The organism is Arthrobacter sp. BB-1 (genome assembly GCF_006151685.1).
GTDB lineage: Bacteria > Actinomycetota > Actinomycetes > Actinomycetales > Micrococcaceae > Arthrobacter.
Genome location: NZ_VDEV01000009.1, coordinates 1 through 18,672 on the forward strand (window position 1 = coordinate 1; position 18,672 = coordinate 18,672).

At 65.7% G+C, this 18,672-nt stretch carries 17 protein-coding genes; 9 read left to right on the forward strand and 8 right to left on the reverse strand.

The window, feature by feature from the left end:
• Positions 1-50: 50 nt before the first annotated feature.
• The gene (locus tag FHJ30_RS04550) at positions 51-593 is read right to left on the reverse strand and encodes a TspO/MBR family protein (protein ID WP_139028121.1); all 543 of its coding nucleotides are present in this window, start codon (positions 591-593) and stop codon (positions 51-53) included.
• Positions 594-751: 158 nt separating this feature from the next.
• Between FHJ30_RS04550 and FHJ30_RS04555 the strand changes: the two genes are divergently transcribed.
• The 3 genes from FHJ30_RS04555 (at position 752) to FHJ30_RS04565 (ending at position 4,774) form a co-directional block, all read left to right on the forward strand.
• Entirely contained in the window at positions 752-1,825 is a 1,074-nt protein-coding gene (locus FHJ30_RS04555; protein WP_139028123.1) for a peptidoglycan bridge formation glycyltransferase FemA/FemB family protein, read from the forward strand.
• 98 nt (positions 1,826-1,923) lie between these two features.
• Complete coding sequence (locus FHJ30_RS04560) at positions 1,924-3,237, forward strand: peptidoglycan bridge formation glycyltransferase FemA/FemB family protein (RefSeq protein ID WP_139028125.1); 1,314 nt, start codon at positions 1,924-1,926, stop codon at positions 3,235-3,237.
• 34 nt (positions 3,238-3,271) lie between these two features.
• Complete coding sequence (locus FHJ30_RS04565; RefSeq protein ID WP_139028127.1) at positions 3,272-4,774, forward strand: threonine/serine exporter ThrE family protein; 1,503 nt, start codon at positions 3,272-3,274, stop codon at positions 4,772-4,774.
• A 13-nt stretch (positions 4,775-4,787) separates the two neighbouring features.
• Here FHJ30_RS04565 and FHJ30_RS04570 read toward each other — a convergent pair whose 3' ends face one another.
• Together FHJ30_RS04570 and FHJ30_RS04575 are read right to left on the reverse strand one after the other, a co-directional pair.
• Positions 4,788-5,627, reverse strand: a complete 840-nt coding sequence (locus FHJ30_RS04570) for a siderophore-interacting protein (protein ID WP_139028129.1) — start codon at positions 5,625-5,627, stop codon at positions 4,788-4,790.
• A gap of 14 nt (positions 5,628-5,641) precedes the next feature.
• On the reverse strand, positions 5,642-6,412 hold the full coding sequence (locus tag FHJ30_RS04575) for a uracil-DNA glycosylase (protein ID WP_139028130.1): 771 nt from the start codon (positions 6,410-6,412) through the stop codon (positions 5,642-5,644).
• Positions 6,413-6,540: 128 nt separating this feature from the next.
• On the opposite strand from FHJ30_RS04575, the gene FHJ30_RS04580 reads away from it, so the two are divergent.
• From FHJ30_RS04580 to FHJ30_RS04605, 6 genes are all read left to right on the forward strand, one after another.
• Positions 6,541-6,870: a DUF3263 domain-containing protein gene (locus FHJ30_RS04580; RefSeq protein WP_139028131.1), complete on the forward strand. Its 330-nt coding sequence runs from the start codon at positions 6,541-6,543 to the stop codon at positions 6,868-6,870.
• 49 nt (positions 6,871-6,919) lie between these two features.
• Positions 6,920-7,576, forward strand: coding sequence for a LytR C-terminal domain-containing protein (locus FHJ30_RS04585; protein ID WP_139028132.1), 657 nt, complete (start codon positions 6,920-6,922; stop codon positions 7,574-7,576).
• Between the two features lie 93 nt (positions 7,577-7,669).
• Positions 7,670-7,876: a cold-shock protein gene (locus FHJ30_RS04590; protein ID WP_139028133.1), complete on the forward strand. Its 207-nt coding sequence runs from the start codon at positions 7,670-7,672 to the stop codon at positions 7,874-7,876.
• Positions 7,877-7,899: 23 nt separating this feature from the next.
• Entirely contained in the window at positions 7,900-9,156 is a 1,257-nt protein-coding gene (locus FHJ30_RS04595) for an ABC transporter substrate-binding protein (protein ID WP_139028166.1), read from the forward strand.
• A gap of 288 nt (positions 9,157-9,444) precedes the next feature.
• The gene (groL, locus tag FHJ30_RS04600; protein ID WP_133352119.1) at positions 9,445-11,073 is read left to right on the forward strand and encodes a chaperonin GroEL; all 1,629 of its coding nucleotides are present in this window, start codon (positions 9,445-9,447) and stop codon (positions 11,071-11,073) included.
• Between the two features lie 164 nt (positions 11,074-11,237).
• Entirely contained in the window at positions 11,238-12,221 is a 984-nt protein-coding gene (locus FHJ30_RS04605; protein ID WP_139028134.1) for a ribonuclease HI family protein, read from the forward strand.
• 34 nt (positions 12,222-12,255) lie between these two features.
• On the opposite strand, the gene FHJ30_RS04610 is transcribed toward FHJ30_RS04605, so the two are convergent.
• From FHJ30_RS04610 to FHJ30_RS04630, 5 genes are all read right to left on the reverse strand, one after another.
• Positions 12,256-12,543, reverse strand: a complete 288-nt coding sequence (locus tag FHJ30_RS04610; RefSeq protein WP_139028136.1) for a WXG100 family type VII secretion target — start codon at positions 12,541-12,543, stop codon at positions 12,256-12,258.
• A gap of 107 nt (positions 12,544-12,650) precedes the next feature.
• Entirely contained in the window at positions 12,651-14,141 is a 1,491-nt protein-coding gene (locus tag FHJ30_RS04615; RefSeq protein WP_139028138.1) for a cell wall metabolism sensor histidine kinase WalK, read from the reverse strand.
• A 2-nt stretch (positions 14,142-14,143) separates the two neighbouring features.
• The gene (locus FHJ30_RS04620; protein ID WP_139028140.1) at positions 14,144-14,854 is read right to left on the reverse strand and encodes a response regulator transcription factor; all 711 of its coding nucleotides are present in this window, start codon (positions 14,852-14,854) and stop codon (positions 14,144-14,146) included.
• 181 nt (positions 14,855-15,035) lie between these two features.
• Positions 15,036-16,283: a prealbumin-like fold domain-containing protein gene (locus tag FHJ30_RS04625; protein ID WP_139028141.1), complete on the reverse strand. Its 1,248-nt coding sequence runs from the start codon at positions 16,281-16,283 to the stop codon at positions 15,036-15,038.
• 733 nt (positions 16,284-17,016) lie between these two features.
• Positions 17,017-18,672, reverse strand: coding sequence for a DNA repair helicase XPB (locus FHJ30_RS04630; protein ID WP_139028142.1), 1,656 nt, complete (start codon positions 18,670-18,672; stop codon positions 17,017-17,019).

Consider the following 18,672-nt stretch of genomic DNA (forward strand, 5'->3'; position numbering starts at 1 on the left):
GAGCCGACCGGCACGGGGAGGCCGATCCTGGCAAGGGGCAAGCCTTGCCCTCAGTTATGGATGGCGGCCCACACGTTCAGGGTGGAAGCGAACACCAGCCAGGCAACATAGGGCAGCAGCAGCAACCCGGCCGCCCGGCTGATGGGGCCGAAGTACAGGACAGTCACGGTGACAGCCGCGATCAGCGCAAGGATGATGGCCAAAGCCAGCCACAGCGCGGCGGTGCCCAGGACGGGGTACAGGCTAAAGAACACCGGAGTCCAGGCAAGGTTCAGGCCCAACTGGACCCCATAGGCCGCCAGCGCGGGCCTGGTCCCGGAAGTCCGTCTGCGCCACACCAGCCAGGCGGCCACCGCCATGGCCGCGTACAGCACCGTCCACACCGGCCCGAACAGCCAGTTGGGCGGCGACCACGGCGCCTTGTCGGCTGTGGCGTACCAGCCGTCCACGTTGCTGACGGTGGAAAACCCGCCGAGCGCCGCGACCAGGAAGGACGCCGCCAGGAAGCCGGCCAGCGCTGCCGCCTGGACACCTGCGCCGTATGGCTGTTCCGTTCGCTCCGGCGAGGACTCCACCCCATCATTCGGCTGCATGGTTCCACCCTTGCCAACGGCCCGACCCCAGTCAAGGCAGGCACGGGCGGGGCCCTGCTGGAAAGCCGGGACGGCATCAGGCTTTAGACTTGAGGCTGCATGTCCGCACGCAGACACGAGTACCGAACCGCGCACGAAACCGATTGGACACGGCCCCCTTGCGAGAATTCACCGCACGATTCGCCACAGCCGAGGAAATTGAAAACTGGGACAAGCACGTCACGGCCAACCCCAACGGGGGCAACATGCTGCAGTCCGCCGCGTATGCCTCGGTCAAGAACGGCAGCGGCTGGAAGGTCCGGTTCCTGGTGCTGGAGGACGGGGAAACAGCCAGCTACAACCTGGTGCTCGAAAAGAGTTTCCCGCTGCTCGGCCGCCTTTGGTACCTCATCAAGGGCCCGGACCTGGCCGCAGCGGGCGACCTGAAGGCTGCGCTGGAAGCGTGCGCAGCCTTCGTCCGCAGCCGGAAGCTCAACGTCTTCACCATCAAGATCGAGCCGGACTTCGTGGACTCCGAAGAGACCCGGGCGGACCTGCGTGCCGCCGGGCTGGTCAAGGCACCGAACATCCAGTCCAACGACTCCACCGCGCTGCTGGACATTTCCGGCCCGGAAGAGGCCGTGTTCAAGGCCATCTCCTCCCGCGCCCGCAACGCCATCCGCCGCGCCGAACGGGAAGGCTGCGACGTGGTCCGCAAGGAACATGGCCCGGAAACCTACCGGGCCCTGTATGACCTCATGGCGGACACCGTCAACGCCAAGGGCTCCATGCCACTGCGCAGCTACGAGTACTACGCCGCTTTCTGGGCCGAGTTCTGCAACCGCGGCCAGGGCAATTTCTTCTTCACGTACGAGGACGGAAAGCCCAGTGTGGGAGCGTTCGTCATCAATTACGGGGCAAAAGCCACCTACAAGGACGGCGGCTCCACCCAGAACCGCAAGCAGTACGGCGATTCCCACCTGGTGCAGTGGGCAGCCATCCGGCGCATGCAGGAGCTGGGCTGCACGGAATACGACTTCTGCGGCACACCGCCCGCTGCCCGGATCAAGGACAAGACCCACAACCTGTACGGCATGGGGATGTTCAAGACCAGCTTCACCAAGACGGTCACCGATTTTGTGGGATGCCACGACTACGTTCTCTCCCCATTGAAACACCGGCTCTGGGTTAGCGGAGCCGAGAAGGTGTTCCGCCGGATCGAAACCGCCCGCACCGGCCAGCAGTTCTACTGACCGTGGGCAGGAGCGCCGCTGGCTGCCTGCCCAACCCCGACCGACCCCGCCCGCTGCCCGCCGTTGCCAGGCCACCTATCCGTGAAGAAGGTAACTCCTTGAATGCAATCCCCGCCGCCGATCTCGAGTTCGCCCTGCTCAGCGACGCCGAATTCGAGCAGTTCGCGCTGAAGCACCCGCAGAACAGCTTTCTCCAGTCCGTTGACTTTGCCCGGTTCCAGCGCGCCAGGGGACAGCTGGTTGAGCTCTTCGGAGTCCGGCAGGACGGTGAACTGGTGGCAGCAGGGAAGCTGAACTACACCACCACCCGGCTGGGGTACACAGTGTGCGAATGCGCCAAGGGACCCCTGATGGACTACACGGACGCTGACCTGGTGCGCGCCGTCGTCGCCCTCCTCCGCAAACGCGCGGCGGAGCGCAAGGCCGCCGAGCTGCGGATCTCCCCGAACCTCAGGTACATCGCGCGTGACGCCGACGGCGCCGAACATCCAGAGGTCGAGGACAACAGGCCGCTGGTGGCGCAGCTCGGCGGGCTGGGCTTCCGGCACCAGGGCCTGGACATGGACTTCGTGAACGTGAACTGGATGTTCATCAAGAACCTCGAAGGCATCCAGGACGCGGAAGAACTGATCATGGGCACCAGCTACCGGACCCGGAAGGCCATCCGGAAAGCCGAGAAAAATGGCGTCTTCCTGGAACAGGCAACCCTGGATACCCTGGACGAGTTTTACGGCGCACTGAGCCGGGCCGGTGATGAAAAGGGTTTTGTATACCGGGAGCGCGCCTACTACGAGCAGTTGCTCCGGACCACATCGCCTGAGTTCACCAAGCTGATGATGGCCAAGATCGACATCCCCGCATACCGGAAGTCCATCACGGAGCGGCTTGCCGCGGAATCGGCCACCGCCGATGAACTGCGCCAGGACGTAGCAGCCACCGGCAGCAAGAAAAAGAACAACCGGCTCAAAGTGGTCCAGGACCTTGTGGACAGCTACGAACGAAGCCTGAAGGACATCGAGCGCTTTCCTGATTCCGTGGGTGTGGCCACGGTGGCTGCCATCCACTTCGTCTGCTACGGCGACGAGGTGGTCTGCGTTATCGGCGGCACCGTCCAGGACTACATCTACTTCAACGGCGCTACCTCCCTCTACTGGGGGATGATGCTCCACGCCCTCGAAAAGGGGTACCCGCGGTATAACTTCTACGGCACGTTCGGCATCTCCGGCCAGGACGAAGAAGGCCACGGGGGCTACGAGTTCAAAAAGGGCTTTGGCGGGGAAGTTGTGCAGCTCGTCGGTGACTTCGTGCTGCCCGTCCGCCCCGCCGTGTTCCATGCCAACAGGCTGGCCCGGACGGCGGCAGGCGCGGCGCGCACCGTGCTGGGCAAGCTGCCGCCCAAGCGCTCCGCCTGACGCCGCCTGCACACCACCAACGGGAGGAGGGACCATGACTGACCGCCCCGAACACCCCGGCTCCGGATCCCCGAAGGCCAGGGCGCATACGGACGGCCTGCCCAAAACCGAGCCGTTGACCCCCTCCCAGCTGCGGCAGAACGCTGCGGCCAGGAGGATGCTGCGGCGCCTGGTCCAGGGCGAAAACCCGCCCACGGCGCCCTTGAGCATCGTGGACAGGCTCACCGGCAGCCCCTATGCGAATCCGATGATCCAGGTGGGAGGGGTGGACACCTCCGCCCGCAAAACACTGGACTTCGCCCTGCACCTGGCGGAAACCATGTTCCGCTACGGGGCGGGCGCCCTGGAGGTGGAAACCAGCATCATTGCCGTCACCGCGGCGCTGGGGCTGAAGAACATCGAGGTGGACATCACCAACCAGTCCGTCGGCATCAACTACGCCCCCAAGGACCAGACGCCCATAGCACTCCTGCGGGTGGTCCGCTCCTGGACCAACAACTACGCCGGCCTGGCCAAGGTCCACCAGCTGGTGACCGACATCGTCGCCGGGGGAGTGGGCAGGGACGAGGCCATCCGGCGGCTGGATGAGGCGATCACCAGCCCCAAGCCGTTCCCGCGCTGGATGGTCACGGCGGCCTTCGGCATTTTCGCTGCGGCATTCGTCGCCGTGCTGGGCGGCGGGCCGGCCTCCTCTGCCATTGCGTTCGCAGCCAACATCGGCATCAGCCTGCTGGCCCGCCAACTGGGCCGCTGGCGGGTGCCGGACTTCTTCATTACCGCCAGCTGCTCTTTTGTGGTGACGCAGCTGGCGCTGGTGCTCTGGCAGTTCGGGCTGACCACATCACCGGCCATTGTGGTGGTGGGCGGCATCCTCCTGCTCCTGCCCACGGGACGCCTTGTCTCCTCGGTGCAGGACGCCATCAACGGCTTCCCCGTCACTGCGGCGGGGCGTTTCCTGTCCACCCTGCTGACATTCGGTGCCATCGTGGCGGGCATCGCCGTCGCCTTCGTGGTGGGGGAACTGACGGGGATGCAGCGGATCGACGTCACGCAGACGTTCCCGCCCGCCTACGACCTGTGGGTGCTGGTCATCCTGGTGGCGGTGGCGGTGATGGCCATCGGGGTCACGGAACAAACCACGTGGCACCTCCTGCTTCCCACCGCGGCGGTGGGGGTCGCCGGCTACTTTGTCCTCCTGGGCGGTGGACTGCTGGGCATCGGGGACCGGTTCTCCCCAGCCCTGGCCGCCGTGGCCATTGGCCTGCTGGCCCGCGTCGTCGCCCTGAGGATGGGTGCACCCCAGCTGGTGGTGGCCGTGCCCGCGGCGCTGATCCTGCTGCCCGGCCTTACCATTTTCCGGTCCATGTACGTGCTCACCATCGAGGAAGCCGAGATCCTGCTGGGCGCCGGCGGGATGCTCAACGCGGGAGCCATCGTCCTGGGAACAGCCGGCGGGATCGTCCTTGGCGACACGCTGGCGCGGCCGCTGACCCGCAGCCTTGCCAGCAACGAGCGGCGGCGCGCACGCCGCCGCTGACCAGGGGTGGAGGCTAGATCTGCCCTACGGGGAGTTTCTTCTCAGCCTGGAAGTCGTCCTCAACGCGGCCCTTGGCCCAGTACCCTGACAGGGACACCTGCTTCCGGTCCAGGCCGCGCTGCTTGAAGAAGACGTCGCGCAGCTGCTTCATGTACCCGCGCTCGCCGTGGGCGAAGACGTCCACCCGGCCCTCGGGCCACTCCGCGTCCGCTACCGCCTGCACCAGGAGGCCGCTCTCGCCTGCAGGGACGCCGTTACGGAAAAGCCAGTTCAGCTTCACTCCTGCTGGGGCGGCAAACTGCTGGATGTCGGCGCCGGAATCAACTTCAAGGAAGGCGACGCCGGCGGCTTCGGCAGGCAGGGATTCGATGCATGCCGCGATGGCGGGCACCGCCGCCTCGTCCCCGGCGAACAGGTACCAGTCAGCGTCGGGGTTGGGGTTGTACGCCCCTCCCGGCCCCGTGAAAGTCAGGGTCTCGCCCGGCTGGGCCTTCGCCGCCCACGGTCCTGCCAGTCCTTCCTCGCCGTGGACCACAAAATCGATGGCAAGCTCCCTGGCCACGGGATCCACCCAGCGGAGGGTGTAAGTGCGCGTGAACGGCCATTGTTCCCGCGGCATGGTCTCCCGGATGCTCCACAAGTCCAGCGGGGAGGGGTACGTGACGCCCGGCTGCGGGAAAACAATCTTCACGTAGCGGTCCACGAAGCCGTTGTTGACGAAGTCCGCAAAACCGTCGCCGCCGGCAACAATCCGCACCATGTGGGGCGAGAGCTGTTCCCGGCGCAGCACTGCGAGGTTGACCTGCGGGCGGCTCTTCTTGGTGGCGCTGGTGGTGGCGGGAACAATGCTCATAAGGCAAGCCTAAGCTAGGCTACCGGCGGAAGCTCCCAGGTTACGTCCGGGGCACCCTGCTCCCGCAGCAGCGCGTTGACGCGGCTGAACGGCCGGGAACCAAAGAATCCGCGGGAGGCGGAGAGGGGGCTGGGGTGGGCGCTGGACACGGTCGGAACCCCGGGCAGCAGCGGACGCACGCTCTCTGCGTCCTTTCCCCACAGCACGGCAACCAGCGGCAACGGCGACCCGTCCGGGGCCCGCCGGCCGGCCACGGCCTTGACAGCCGCCGTCGTAATTTCCTCCCACCCCTTCCGGCGGTGGGAGCCTGCAGCGCCGGCCCTTACAGTCATCACGCGGTTCAGGAGCAGGACGCCCTGGCCAGCCCAGGCGGAGAGGTCGCCGTGGACCCGCGCGGGAATTCCCAGGTCCGCTTCCAGCTCCCGGTAGATATTCGCCAGGCTCCGAGGGATGGGCTGCACGTGCGGGTCAACGGCGAAGGCCAGCCCGACGGCGTGCCCCGGCGTGGGGTACGGATCCTGCCCCACCATCAGGACTTTCACGTCGGCGAGGGGCTGGCGGAATGCCCGCAGGACGTTCGACGGCGCCGGCAGCACCGGGTGCCCGGCCGCTTCTTCCCGGGCAAGGAAGGTGAGCACGTCCCGGAGTCCGCTTTCCACGCCCGCCAAGGCAGCTGCCCAGTCAGGCGTCATCAGCTCCGTCAGGGGCAGCTGCGCCAGCTCGGCGAAGCCTTGCCCGCGCGCCGGATCCTGCGCCAGTTCGAAAAGGGCATCTGATTCAAACACCGTCCCATTCTCGCAGGAGGACCGCCGGCCCGGTCCGGCAGGCCGCCCGGCGCGCAAATGACAATGGTGTTATTCGCCCGTAGCATGGGGGTCAGACATTTTACGTAACCAGCAAAGGAGAGTGCGCCGTGGCGGAACCAGCTCGGGAGCACCTGCCGGAGCAGGACCAACGGAACGTCCTCCTGCCGGATTTCGCGCTGCGGGATTCGCCGCTCAGCGAGCGTGACCAGCAGATACTCGCCCTGGAACGGCAGTGGTGGAAGTACGCCGGTGCCAAGGAACAGGCCATCCGGGAACTCTTCGATCTCTCCGCGACGCACTACTACCAGATCCTCAACGCGCTGATCGATACCGAGGATGCGCTGGCGCATGACCCCATGCTGGTCAAGAGATTGCGTAGACTACGTACGTCGCGTCACCGTGCACGCACTGCACGGCGCCTGGGGTCCGACGCATAAGACGCCCGTACTGAGTCTCAGCAGCAACACGCAAGGATGTCTCTTTCCCATGACCAAATACGCCCGCGATGAATTCGACAAGGTCCCGGAGACCGCGTCGCGACAAGGTGTCCATCGCACAGCCTCTGCTCCGTCACGGGTCCGGCTGTGGCCCATCCTGGCGGTGGGTTGCGTTGCCCTGGCCATCGGGCTGGTGTCCTTCCTGATCCTGCCCAAGCTCGGGTTCAGCGGACCGGCAAGCCAGGCCTCCTCAAGCCTCGAATCAACGCCGCTCGCCGGAACCGGGTCTACGCCCTCCGCCACCCCGGACACATCCTCCACCCCCTCGACGGAGCCTGAGCCCTCCGCCACGACAGAAGCCGCGGGGCCAGGGACGGTTCCCGCCGCCGGGGCTGGGTCCAGCATCCAGCCGACGCCGCAGGCTGCGTCCGTGGACAAGACACAGGCCGTGGCGGTCTACAACGCCGCCGGAACCGCCGGACTGGCAAGCCGCGTGGGCGGAACCGTGCGGGCCGACGGCTGGTCCCTGGGCCAGGTAGGGAACTGGGCAGGGGCGCCGCAGCAGGGCTCCACCATTTTCTACTCCGGGACAACCCAACGGGCCAACGCCGAAGCCCTCGCGGAACTCCTGGGCGTCCCTACCGTGGTGAACAGCACGGAATTCCAGGTTCCGCTTGTGGTTGTGCTGGGCCCGGGGTACCGCTAATCCCGGCACGCATTGGCTAGAGTAAATTCCAGGCTTCGGCCCCGGAACGGCGGCGCCGGCAGCATCCCGGACCTAACGGAAAGAGTGGTCACCATGGCACGAGGAACCGTCAAGTGGTTCAACGCGGAAAAGGGCTACGGCTTTATTACCGTTGACGGGTCCGGCGACGATGTCTTCGTGCACTGGTCCGCCATCCAGGGCGAAGGCTACCGGGCACTGGATGAAGGACAGCGCGTGGAACTTGAAGTGGGCGAAGGCGAAAAGGGCCCCCAGGCGGAAAGCGTCCGGCCAGCCGAGTGAAGCGTCTGTTTGTTCCCGCCGGGATGCGTCGTCCTGTTTTCGCCGCAGCCCTCTGCTGCACACTGGCCCTCACCGCCTGTTCCGGCGTCACCGGAAATGCACGCGTGGAAACAGCGGAGGCATCCGGGGACGGCACGCTGCGGATTGGCCTCATCCTGGACAACACCGGGGACAGCAGCTTCCTGAACCCGCCCCAGGCGGCCGCCGCCAAGCTCGCCGTCAAGGAAATCAACGCGGCCGGCGGGCACAAAGGCCGGCCCGTGGAACTGCTGCCCTTCGAGGCCGGCCAGGACGCGGCAGCACAAGCCCAGGCTTTGGTCCAGGCCAAGGCGGACGTGGTGATCGGCCCCACCGACTCCAGCCACGCCAAATCGGCCGTGGACATCCTCTCCAGGGCCAGGACGCCGCTGATCTCGCCGGCCAACACCGCGGCGGGGCTCAGCACCATCCCCAGCGGCGGGTACTACTTCCGGACGGCGGCCGCCGACGTCGCACAGGGGCCGGTGCTGGTTAAGCTCGCCAAGGACGCGGGCGCCGCCACCATCTCCGTCATGTTCCAGGAAGGTGCCTACGGCAGCGATGTCTCCGCCGCCGTCGCCGATTCCGCCCAACAGGCCGGCCTGGAAGTGGTTGCCACGGCGGGCTTCAAGCCGGGTGAAGCGGGAAACGCCGCCGCGGCCGCCCGCGCAGCGGACCCTGACGCCGTCATCCTGGTGGCGCGCGACGGCGCGCAGGGTGCCCTGGCTGAACTCAACAACGCGGCCGTTGCCGGTTCCAGGATCATCCTCAGCGACGGCGCATTCGGCCGGTACGCGTCCAAGCTGGGAACCAAGGCCCTGGAGGGTGCCCGGGCCGTGGTCCCCGGTGAGCTGCCAGCCGCAGCATTCCAGGAAAGGCTCCTCGGCATCGATCCCGGCCTGAAGGACGTGTCCTTCGCAGCGGAGACATACGACGCCGCGATCCTCGCGGCCCTGGCGGCGGCCAAAGCCGAGGACGACTCCGGCCGCTCCATCGCAGCAAACCTGGTTGCCGTCTCAGGCGGGACGGCTGCCGGGACCGCTGGCGGGACTGAATCGGCGCCGGGCACGCCCTGCCCCAGCTACAAGGAATGCCTGGCAGCGAAGGCTTCCGGTACGGGCATCAACTACGACGGCGAATCCGGCCCGGTTGCCTTCGACGCCAATGGCGACATCACCTCGGCAACGTTCACTGTGTTCACCTACGGGGCAGACAACAACCCGACGCCCAGCGGCCGCGAAACGGCGGGCCGCGCCGGCTGATCGCCCTCGGCGTAGAGGTGCCTGCCGCAACGCTTTAGGCGGCCTATTCGCTTGCACTCTCACGTGGGGAGTGCTAATTATTGACTTAGCACTCTGACGTACCGACTGCTAAGCAAAGCCTGGTTCCGGCCGGCGGCGCGCGGCACCGGGCGAGGAGCGAAGAAACACCTTACTGGAGTGAGACCCGCACCCGGAGGCATACAGAGGCCGCCGGCAAAGGGTCGTCCGTCGCGGGCACTGCAGCGAAGGTTCATTCTTAACGACTGTCCCGAAAGGACTATTGCCGTTATGGCCAAGATCATTGCATTTGATGAAGAGGCACGCCGCGGCCTTGAGCGGGGCCTGAATATCCTCGCCGACGCCGTTAAGGTCACCCTCGGCCCGCGTGGACGCAACGTCGTCCTCGAAAAGAAGTGGGGCGCCCCCACGATCACCAACGATGGTGTTTCCATCGCCAAGGAGATCGAGCTGGACGATCCCTACGAGAAGATCGGCGCCGAGCTGGTCAAGGAAGTTGCCAAGAAGACCGACGACGTCGCTGGCGACGGAACCACCACCGCTACCGTGCTGGCCCAGGCCCTGGTCAAGGAAGGCCTGCGCAACGTCGCCGCCGGCGCCGACCCGCTGTCCCTCAAGCGCGGCATCGAGAAGGCCGTTGAGGCCGTCACCGCCGAACTGCTGAACTCCGCCAAGGAAATCGAAACCAAGGAAGAGATCGCCGCCACGGCGTCCATCTCCGCCGGTGACGAAGAAATCGGCGCCCTCATTGCCGAAGCCCTGGACAAGGTGGGCAAGGAAGGCGTCATCACGGTCGAGGAATCCAACACCTTCGGCCTGGAGCTGGAGCTCACCGAAGGCATGCGCTTCGACAAGGGCTACATCTCCGCCTACTTCGTGACTGACGCTGAGCGCCAGGAGACGGTCCTCGAGGATCCGTACATCCTGATCGTCAACTCCAAGATCTCCAACGTCAAGGAACTGGTTGCAGTCCTCGAAAAGGTCATGCAGTCCAACAAGCCGCTGCTGATCATTGCCGAGGACATCGAGGGCGAGGCCCTGGCCACCCTGATCGTCAACAAGATCCGCGGCACCTTCAAGTCCGTCGCCGTCAAGGCCCCGGGCTTCGGTGACCGCCGCAAGGCGCAGCTTGCCGACATCGCTGTCCTCACCGGCGGCCAGGTCATCTCCGAGGAAGTCGGACTCAAGCTGGAAAACGCCGGCCTGGAACTCCTGGGCAAGGCACGCAAGGTTGTTGTCACCAAGGACGAGACCACCATCGTCGAAGGTGCCGGCGACGCCGACCAGATCGCTGGCCGCGTGTCCCAGATCCGCGCCGAGATCGAGAACTCCGATTCGGACTACGACCGCGAGAAGCTGCAGGAACGCCTGGCCAAGCTGGCCGGCGGCGTCGCAGTCATCAAGGCCGGTGCCGCAACCGAGGTTGAGCTCAAGGAGCGCAAGCACCGCATCGAAGACGCAGTGCGCAACGCCAAGGCTGCTGTTGAAGAAGGCATCGTTGCCGGTGGCGGCGTGGCCCTCATCCAGGCCGGCGCCAAGGCATTCGCCAACCTGCAGCTGTCCGGCGACGAGGCCACCGGTGCCAACATCGTCCGTGTTGCCATCGATGCTCCGCTGAAGCAGATCGCCTTCAACGCCGGCATGGAGCCGGGCGTTGTGGTGGACAAGGTCCGCGGCCTGCCCGCAGGACACGGCCTGAACGCCGCAACCGGCGAGTACGTCGACCTGCTGGCTGCCGGCGTGAACGACCCCGTCAAGGTAACCCGCTCTGCCCTGCAGAACGCGGCTTCCATTGCCGGCCTGTTCCTTACCACCGAAGCTGTGGTTGCCGACAAGCCGGAGAAGAACCCGGCCCCCGTTGGCGGCGGCGATGACATGGGCGGCATGGGCGGCTTCTAAGCCCTCCTGCCGGACTGTGTCCCGCTGAAACGAATGCGGCCCCCCTCTTTTGAGGGGGCCGCATTCGTGTTCCTTGGAAGCTGCTTACTTTTACTTCCGGGCACGGCCGTGCACCGGCTGCGCTGAAAGTCCGGATTGTCCGTCCGGTCTGGGAGGATGGACCGGTGACAATTACTGCAGCGGCCGACGGTTCGGCCTTGGGAAACCCCGGCCCGGCCGGCTGGGCCTGGTACGTGAACGATGATTGCTGGCGCGCCGGAGGGTGGCCCCACGGGACGAACAACCAGGGCGAGCTGATGGCGGTCCTGGATCTGCTGAGGGCCACGGCACACCTTCCCCAGGAGGACCTGCGGATCCTTTGCGACAGCCAGTATGTCATCAACTCGATCACCAAGTGGATGCCGGGATGGAAGCGCAAAGGCTGGCGCAAAGCCGACGGAAAGCCGGTCCTGAACGTGGATCTGCTCAAGGAACTGGACCGGGAGCTCGCCGGCCGGAAGTACACCTTCGAATGGGTCAAGGGGCATGCCGGGCATGACCTGAACGAAGCCGCGGACGAGCGGGCCCGGGCGGCAGCCACCGCCTTTCAGCAGGGGGTGGCCGCCCGCTCCGGGCCCGGTTTCCCCGGCGCGCACCATGCCGCATCGCACGCACCCCAGGCATCCCACGCGCCGGCGGCCAAAGACGCTGCGCGGGCACCCCGTGTTGCCGCCGCAGCGCCGGGCGCCTACGAGGAACCGGATTTGTTCAGCCAGCTGGACAACGGCACTTTCGGCGGGCCGGACACAGCGGTCCAGCCCGCCGCCGCCGTGCCGGAGGCCTTGGTGGAAGAACTGGAGCGTGAGCTGTTGGGCCCCTTGGTGCGCGGGGACATCGGCCGGACTGCTGTCCTGCTGCACCCCGATTTCATGGAAATTGGCAGCTCGGGCCGGGTGTGGACCCGGGACGCCATGATGATGGCGCTCGAAGACGACCCGGGGGAGCGCACGGAGATTGAGATTCTGGGCGCTGACCGTATTGGCGGTGACGCCGTCCTGCTGACGTACCGCAGCTACGCTCGCTCCGGCACCACCCTCCGAAGCTCACTGTGGGTGCTTGACGGAGGCCGCTGGCGACTGCGGTTCCACCAAGGCACTCCGGAGGCCTAGCCCCGGTTCAGCTGGCCGCTGGGTGTTTCCCCGTTCAGCTGAACCGCTGGGTGTTGCCCTGCTCCGCTTGGGCATAGGTGGCCGCGGCGGAGGCAAGCGCTGTGTTGATGGACGCCAACGAGGCTTCCACCCGTCCCTGGGTGATGGTCCATTCCGTGATGAGCGCCTGGAAATTGGTGGCGGCGGTGCCGCGCCACGACCCCTGGAGCTCGTCCAGCCCGCGTTTCATCGCCTGGACATCGGCGCTGATCCTGTCCACGGTCGCCTGGACGCTGGCGGACTTCAACTGAAGGAGTTCGGTATCGACGGAGATGATGCTCATGGCCGTGCCTTTCGCTCTAGCGGCAGCTTTTGCCTGGGGGCCCGGCTGGCCCGGGCCGCTGGGATCGAGCCTAGGGAGCAAACTCCTGGCACCGCCACGGTCCGGGGCTATATGTGGACAACTTCGCCGTCGCTGCCCTGTCCCGCCTCAGCGGTCTCGCCGCTATTCGCTGCGTCATCACGGTGCGGAAGGCTGACCACCAAGGTGGCGCCGCCGCCGTCGGTATTTTCCACCCTGACGGAACCGCCGTGGGACCCTACGATCGCAGCCACAATGGCAAGGCCGAGTCCGCTGCCACCGGTTTCCCTGGTCCGGGAGGTGTCCGCCCGGTAGAAGCGCTCGAAGACCTTGGAGGCGTCCGCCTCGGAGATGCCGGGTCCATGGTCGCGCACTTCAATGACCGAGCGCGGCTGTCCGTCCTCCCCTGCACGCACCCCCACAGCCAGTTCGATGGGGCTGCCCTCCGGCGTGTAGCGCAGGGCGTTGCCCATCAGGTTCCCCACCACCTGGCGGAGTTTGGCTTCGTCTCCCAGCACGGGGGCAGCCGTGGCAGGGCCGCCGTCGAGCCCGGTCAGCGAAATCGCCCGCGAGCGGGAGCTGGCCTGCGTGTCCACCACGGCGTCGTGGGCGAGCAGCTGAAGGTCCACGGGCTTCTGCTGCAGCGGCCGCTGCTCGTCGAGGCGGGCCAGCAGAAGGAGGTCTTCCACCATGGAACCCATGCGCTTGGCTTCGCTTTCAATCCTTCCCATGGCGGTGGCCACGTCTTCCTCGGTGGCAAGGGCGCCATGCCGGTACAGCTCGGAGAACCCACGGATGGTCACGAGCGGGGTCCGCAGTTCGTGGGACGCGTCCGCCGCGAAGCGCCGCATCCTTGCCTCCGAGGCGGTGCGGGCCGCGAAGGCCGTTTCAATATGGGCGAGCATGGCATTCAATGACCTACTGAGCCGTCCCAGTTCAGTGCCGGGGTTTTCGACGTCGACACGGCGGGAGAGGTCGCCGGCGGCAATGGCCGCCGCCGTCTTTTCCACCCTGGCCAACGGGCGGAAGGAGCGGGACACCGTCCAGCTGGCAATGAGGGAAGCCAGCAGCAGGGTCAGCAGGCCCACCCCGGTCACCACCAGGGAGGCGTGCTTGAGGACATCGTCCACGCTCTGCAGTGGCAGCCCGATCACCACCACCGCGGTGGTCTGGTTGTTCTGCACCGGCACTGCCACAACCCGCCAGTTCTGCCCGTCCGTGCCGCGCACCTGGTAGGGAACGGCACCGCGTTCCTGGGCCTGCTGCACCGTGATGGAGCTGATGTCCGGGCGGCTTTCAGGGTCGCCGCCAAACGGGTACGGTTCCTCGCCCGGCGCGAAGAGAATGAGCGAGTAGTCGGTGGGGACCATCGGATTGGGCGCCTGCAGCGGGGTGAAGGAGCGCTGCTGCCGGGCCAGGTCCACTGCCGCGGTCAACTTGTCGTCCACCTGTGCCTGCAGGTAACTGTGGAGCAGTGCCAGCGTTCCCGCTCCGGTCACCGTCAGGGCGACTATGAGCAGCGCCATGATCATGGCCACGAGCTGCGTCCTGAGGGAGGCCGACTTCCATCGCTGCAGCAAGGTCAGCGCTTTTCGGCCGTCCGAAGCACGTAACCCACGCCGCGCTTGGTTTGGATCAGGGCGGGAGCGTCGGGGTCGATGTCCACCTTCCGGCGCAGGTAGGAGATGTACGACTCGACGATGGAGGCATCACCATTGAAGTTGTACTCCCACACATGGTCCAGGATCTGGGACTTGGACAGCACCCGGTTGGGGTTGAGCATGAGGTAACGGAGGAGCTTGAACTCGGTGGGGGAGAGCTCGATCACCGTGCCGCCGCGGCGCACTTCGTGCGCGTCGTCGTCGAGCTCCAGGTCGTCGACGCGGATGACGGCGTCGTCATCCAGCAGCGGCTGCGTCCGGCGCAGGACGGCGCGGATCCGGGCCACCACCTCGTCAAGGCTGAACGGCTTGGTGACGTAGTCATCTCCGCCGACGGTGAGACCTGTGACCTTGTCCTCGGTATCGTCCTTCGCGGTCAGGAACAGTACCGGGAAGTGCTTGCCCGAGGCCCGGAGGCGGCGGGTGACGGTGAAGCCGTCCATGTCCGGAAGCATGACATCCAGCACGGCCAGGTCCGGGGCATGGGTTTCGGCCGCCGCGAGGGCGTCGCGGCCGTTCGCTGCCGAGACGACCTCAAAGCCGGCGAAACGCAGCGATGTGGAGAGCAGCTCCCGGATGTTGGGTTCATCGTCAACAACAAGGAGCTTTGCCTCGGGACCGTTCTTGTTCATGCTCCCATTCTGCTCCCAGAGTCTGTGAGTTTTCTGGATGCATGGTGAATGTTGCATGGGCGTCCGCGGCGCGCAGTAAAGTTGGCGGCGCCGCCAGGATCCCCCGCACGGGAGTGCGGAGAACCCTGGCTTTGGGAATCACTTCAAAGTGATCAACTGGTCAGGTGCCAGATTTCCCTGTCTACTGCGGGATGTCCACATTCGCGGGGTGAGCGCCGTAGCTCTTGTCGTCATACGCAGCGCCGCCCAGGCTGCAAAGCTGGGCGGCCGTGGTACCGGAGGGAGCCGTGGCCAGCGAGTCCTTGTTGACGCCATCAACCGTGACTTGGCTCGAGTACAGCGAGTTGTCAGCCTCTTTGCACACCAGCACGATGATCTTGAAATCCCGGGGATTCACGAAAGTCAGACTGACGTTGGTGCCTCCCACGACGGTCACTGCTTGGGGCGCTGCCGTGTCGTGTCCCGTCGGAGTGGTGGTCTCAACCACCCAGTAATTGCCTTGGAGAACCTGGCTGAACGAGCACTTGCCGTCGGCTCCGGTGGTGCACGTGGTCGCCGGAGTCACCGCGGTGTCTGTGGCCGGATCAAAGGTTCCGCCTACCGGTGCGGCATCGTTGTACAGGGTGAAGACGGCACCCGCCAGGGCGGAGGCAGGCGAGTCGTCGTCAGTCTTGAGGATGTTGATGTCTGCACACTTCGATGTGGCGACGGAAATCGGTGCGATGAAGTCCTTCAAGGCCGCCGTAAATGAATCTGAGGAGCGGCTCTTCAAGTACGCACTGCTGAACGGCAGGCAGGGGTCCGTGCCGACGATCTTGGCATCGGTCAGGTTGATGGCTGCTTCGCCGAAGGTCCGGACACTCAGATCTCTTGGAGCGTTGGGTGCAATGGGGTCCGTCACCACAACGGTGTTGATTGAGCCTTCGAAGTTGCCGGCCAATGGCTGGACTTTGCTCCAGCAGGGGGTCGCGTTGGCTGCCTCGCAGAGCGTCCGGGCACCAGTGGTGATCCACCGGTGGAATCCAAGAACCGGGGTTACGCCGCCTTGGGAGAGATCGTACTTAATCAGGACATCGCCCGCCGTACGGACGGGGGTCACACCGTTGGAGGACAGCACGGACGACTGGTTGAATTCGAAGTCCATGTTGGTAGTGCCGCTTGGTTCCTGGACGCGCTCCCAGGCAAGGTAGGCGTACGTCTTGCCGTTCGATTCCTCCACGAACTTGGCATAGAAGCGTGTCAGGTCACTCTTGTTGTTTGGGATGGAACCGTCGACGACGGACGGTACTGCGGTATCTTCCTTTGTACCTGTTCCGAATGAATCGTCCGTCTGGCCGGTGGCTTTATCAAGCCCGCATCCCGCGACGGGAACTTCACAGCTGATGCCGATGTTCGCCCAGTCTTTGATGTCGCCTGTGTCGACGACCAAGTTGCCGTCCTGAGCGTTTAGTTCGGCTCCGGAGAGCGTGGCCTGAGCCGACGTAACTCCGGAAAGGATCAATGCCAGACAAGCCAAGCCTGCGCCCCAGCGGGCGCGCGTTATATTCTCCATTGAATAACTCACTTCTTAGAGTGGCGGATGGTGTGACGGTCGGCGCGGAGCTCTGGTCCGGCACCGGGAGGTCCCCCAGCATCCCTCTCCAAGAATCTGATCGGATGGCGCCCGCGCGTCGGGTGCCCGCCGGCTACTCGGTGGTCGCGTCTTTGCGGCACGGAGCGGGCAGGCAGCACGGAGCCAAGTGTTATGGCTTGGGGGTGCGCGGGTGGATCGGCTGGGGCGACTGCGCATTCACGCGTCCTCATACACGGGGAAGGCCGTGAGGCTTCGCCCATCCTGATCTGAGTTCAGGACCTGTTACCAATGTGACACCCAGCGCTCTGAGTGTAGCCCGGGGATAACGGGGTGACAACGTCCGGAAGAGAGATTCACCAATAAAGCCCGGGCACCCCTTGTGCGCGCCGTTGCGGACCACGAGGTTCTCGGTCCGGCCGGTGAACAAGTCCGTGGCGGTCAGGATCCTGGGCCCCGCGGGCACGCCTTCCACCACCACTACGCCCTCGCCGCAGCGAAAAGACGTGCATTGGAAGCATCAGCCACGCGGGCCGGTGCGGCACGGACAACACGTTTGTGGGCATCCCGTTACATACCCGGTAGGTGGCTGTTAGGTGCCAGTGGGTTTCTGTTCCACGTCCTTGGCGTCCATGATCCGGTAGGCATAGCCCTGTTCGGCCAGGAACCGCTGGCGCTTTGCCGCGAATTCCTGGTCCAGGGTGTCCCGGGCCACGAGCGAATAGAAGCGTGCAGCCCGGCCGTCCTTCTTGGGCCGCAACAGCCGGCCCAGCCGCTGCGCCTCCTCCTGGCGCGACCCGAAGGAACCCGATACCTGGATGGCCACCGAGGCTTCCGGCAGGTCGATGGAGAAGTTGGCCACCTTGGAGACCACCAGCGTCTGGATGTCACCGGCGCGGAACGCATCGAAGAGCTTCTGGCGCACCTTCACGGAGGTGTCGCCCTTGATCACCGGGGCCTTCAGGCGCTCGCCGAGGTCGTCCAGCTGGTCGATGTACTGGCCGATGACCAGCAGCTGCTCCCCGGCATGCCGGGCCACCAGCTGTTCCACCACCTGCGTCTTGGACTCGGAGGTGGAGCATAGCCGGTACTTGTCCGTGTCCTCCGCCATGGCATAGGCAACCCGTTCGTCCTTGGGCAGGTCGACGCGGACCTCCACGCAGTCGGCAGGGGCGATGTAGCCTTGGGACTCAATGTCCTTCCAGGGGGCGTCGTAGCGCTTGGGCCCGATCAAACTGAACACCTCGCCCTCGCGGCCGTCCTCACGGACCAGGGTGGCCGTGAGTCCCAGCCGGCGCCGTGCCTGGAGGTCGGCTGTCATCCGGAAAATCGGTGCGGGCAACAGGTGCACTTCGTCGTAGATGATCAGTCCCCAGTCATGGCCGTCCACCAGCTCCAGATGCGGGTACAGGCCGCCGCGCTTGGTGGTCAGCACCTGGTAGGTGGCGATGGTCACCGGGCGTACTTCCTTGACCGCTCCCGAATATTCGCCGATCTCGTCCTCGGTGAGGGACGTGCGCCTGAGCAGCTCGTCCTTCCACTGCCGGGCGGCCACCGTGTTGGTGACCAGGATCAGTGTTGTGGTTGAGCCGGTTGCCATGGCAGCGGCGCCCACCAGGGTCTTTCCGGCTCCGCAGGGAAGCACCACCACGCCGCTTCCGCCGGACCAGAAGTTGTCGCTGGCCATCCGCTGGTACGGCCGCAGCTTCCAGCCGTCCTCATTGAGCGCGATCAGGTGCGGGGTGCCGTCCACATACCCGGCCAGGTCCTCTGCCGGCCAGCCGATCTTCAGCAGGAGCTGCTTGAGCTGGCCGCGCTGGGAGGCGTGCACCACAACGGTCTCACCGTCGATCCGGGGCCCCAGCAGGGGCTGGATCTTCTTGGCCCGGATCACTTCCTCGAGGACGGGGTAATCGTCGGTGCGCATCACCAAACCGTGCTGCGGGTCCTTCTCCAGGCGCAGCCGCCCGTACCTGGACATGGTTTCCTCAACGTCGATCAGCAGCGAATGCGGGACCGGGAAGCGCGAGTACTTCAGGAGCGTATCCAGCACCTTCTCCGCGTCCAGCCCGGCGGCGCGGGCATTCCAGAGCCCCAGCGGTGTCAGCCGGTAGCTGTGCATGTGCTCCGGAGCACGTTCCAGCTCGGCGAAGGGCGCGATGGCGTGGCGGGCCTCGGTTGCCAGTTCATGGTCCACTTCAAGCAGGATGGTTTTGTCGCTCTGGACGATCAGGGGTCCGTCGTTCAC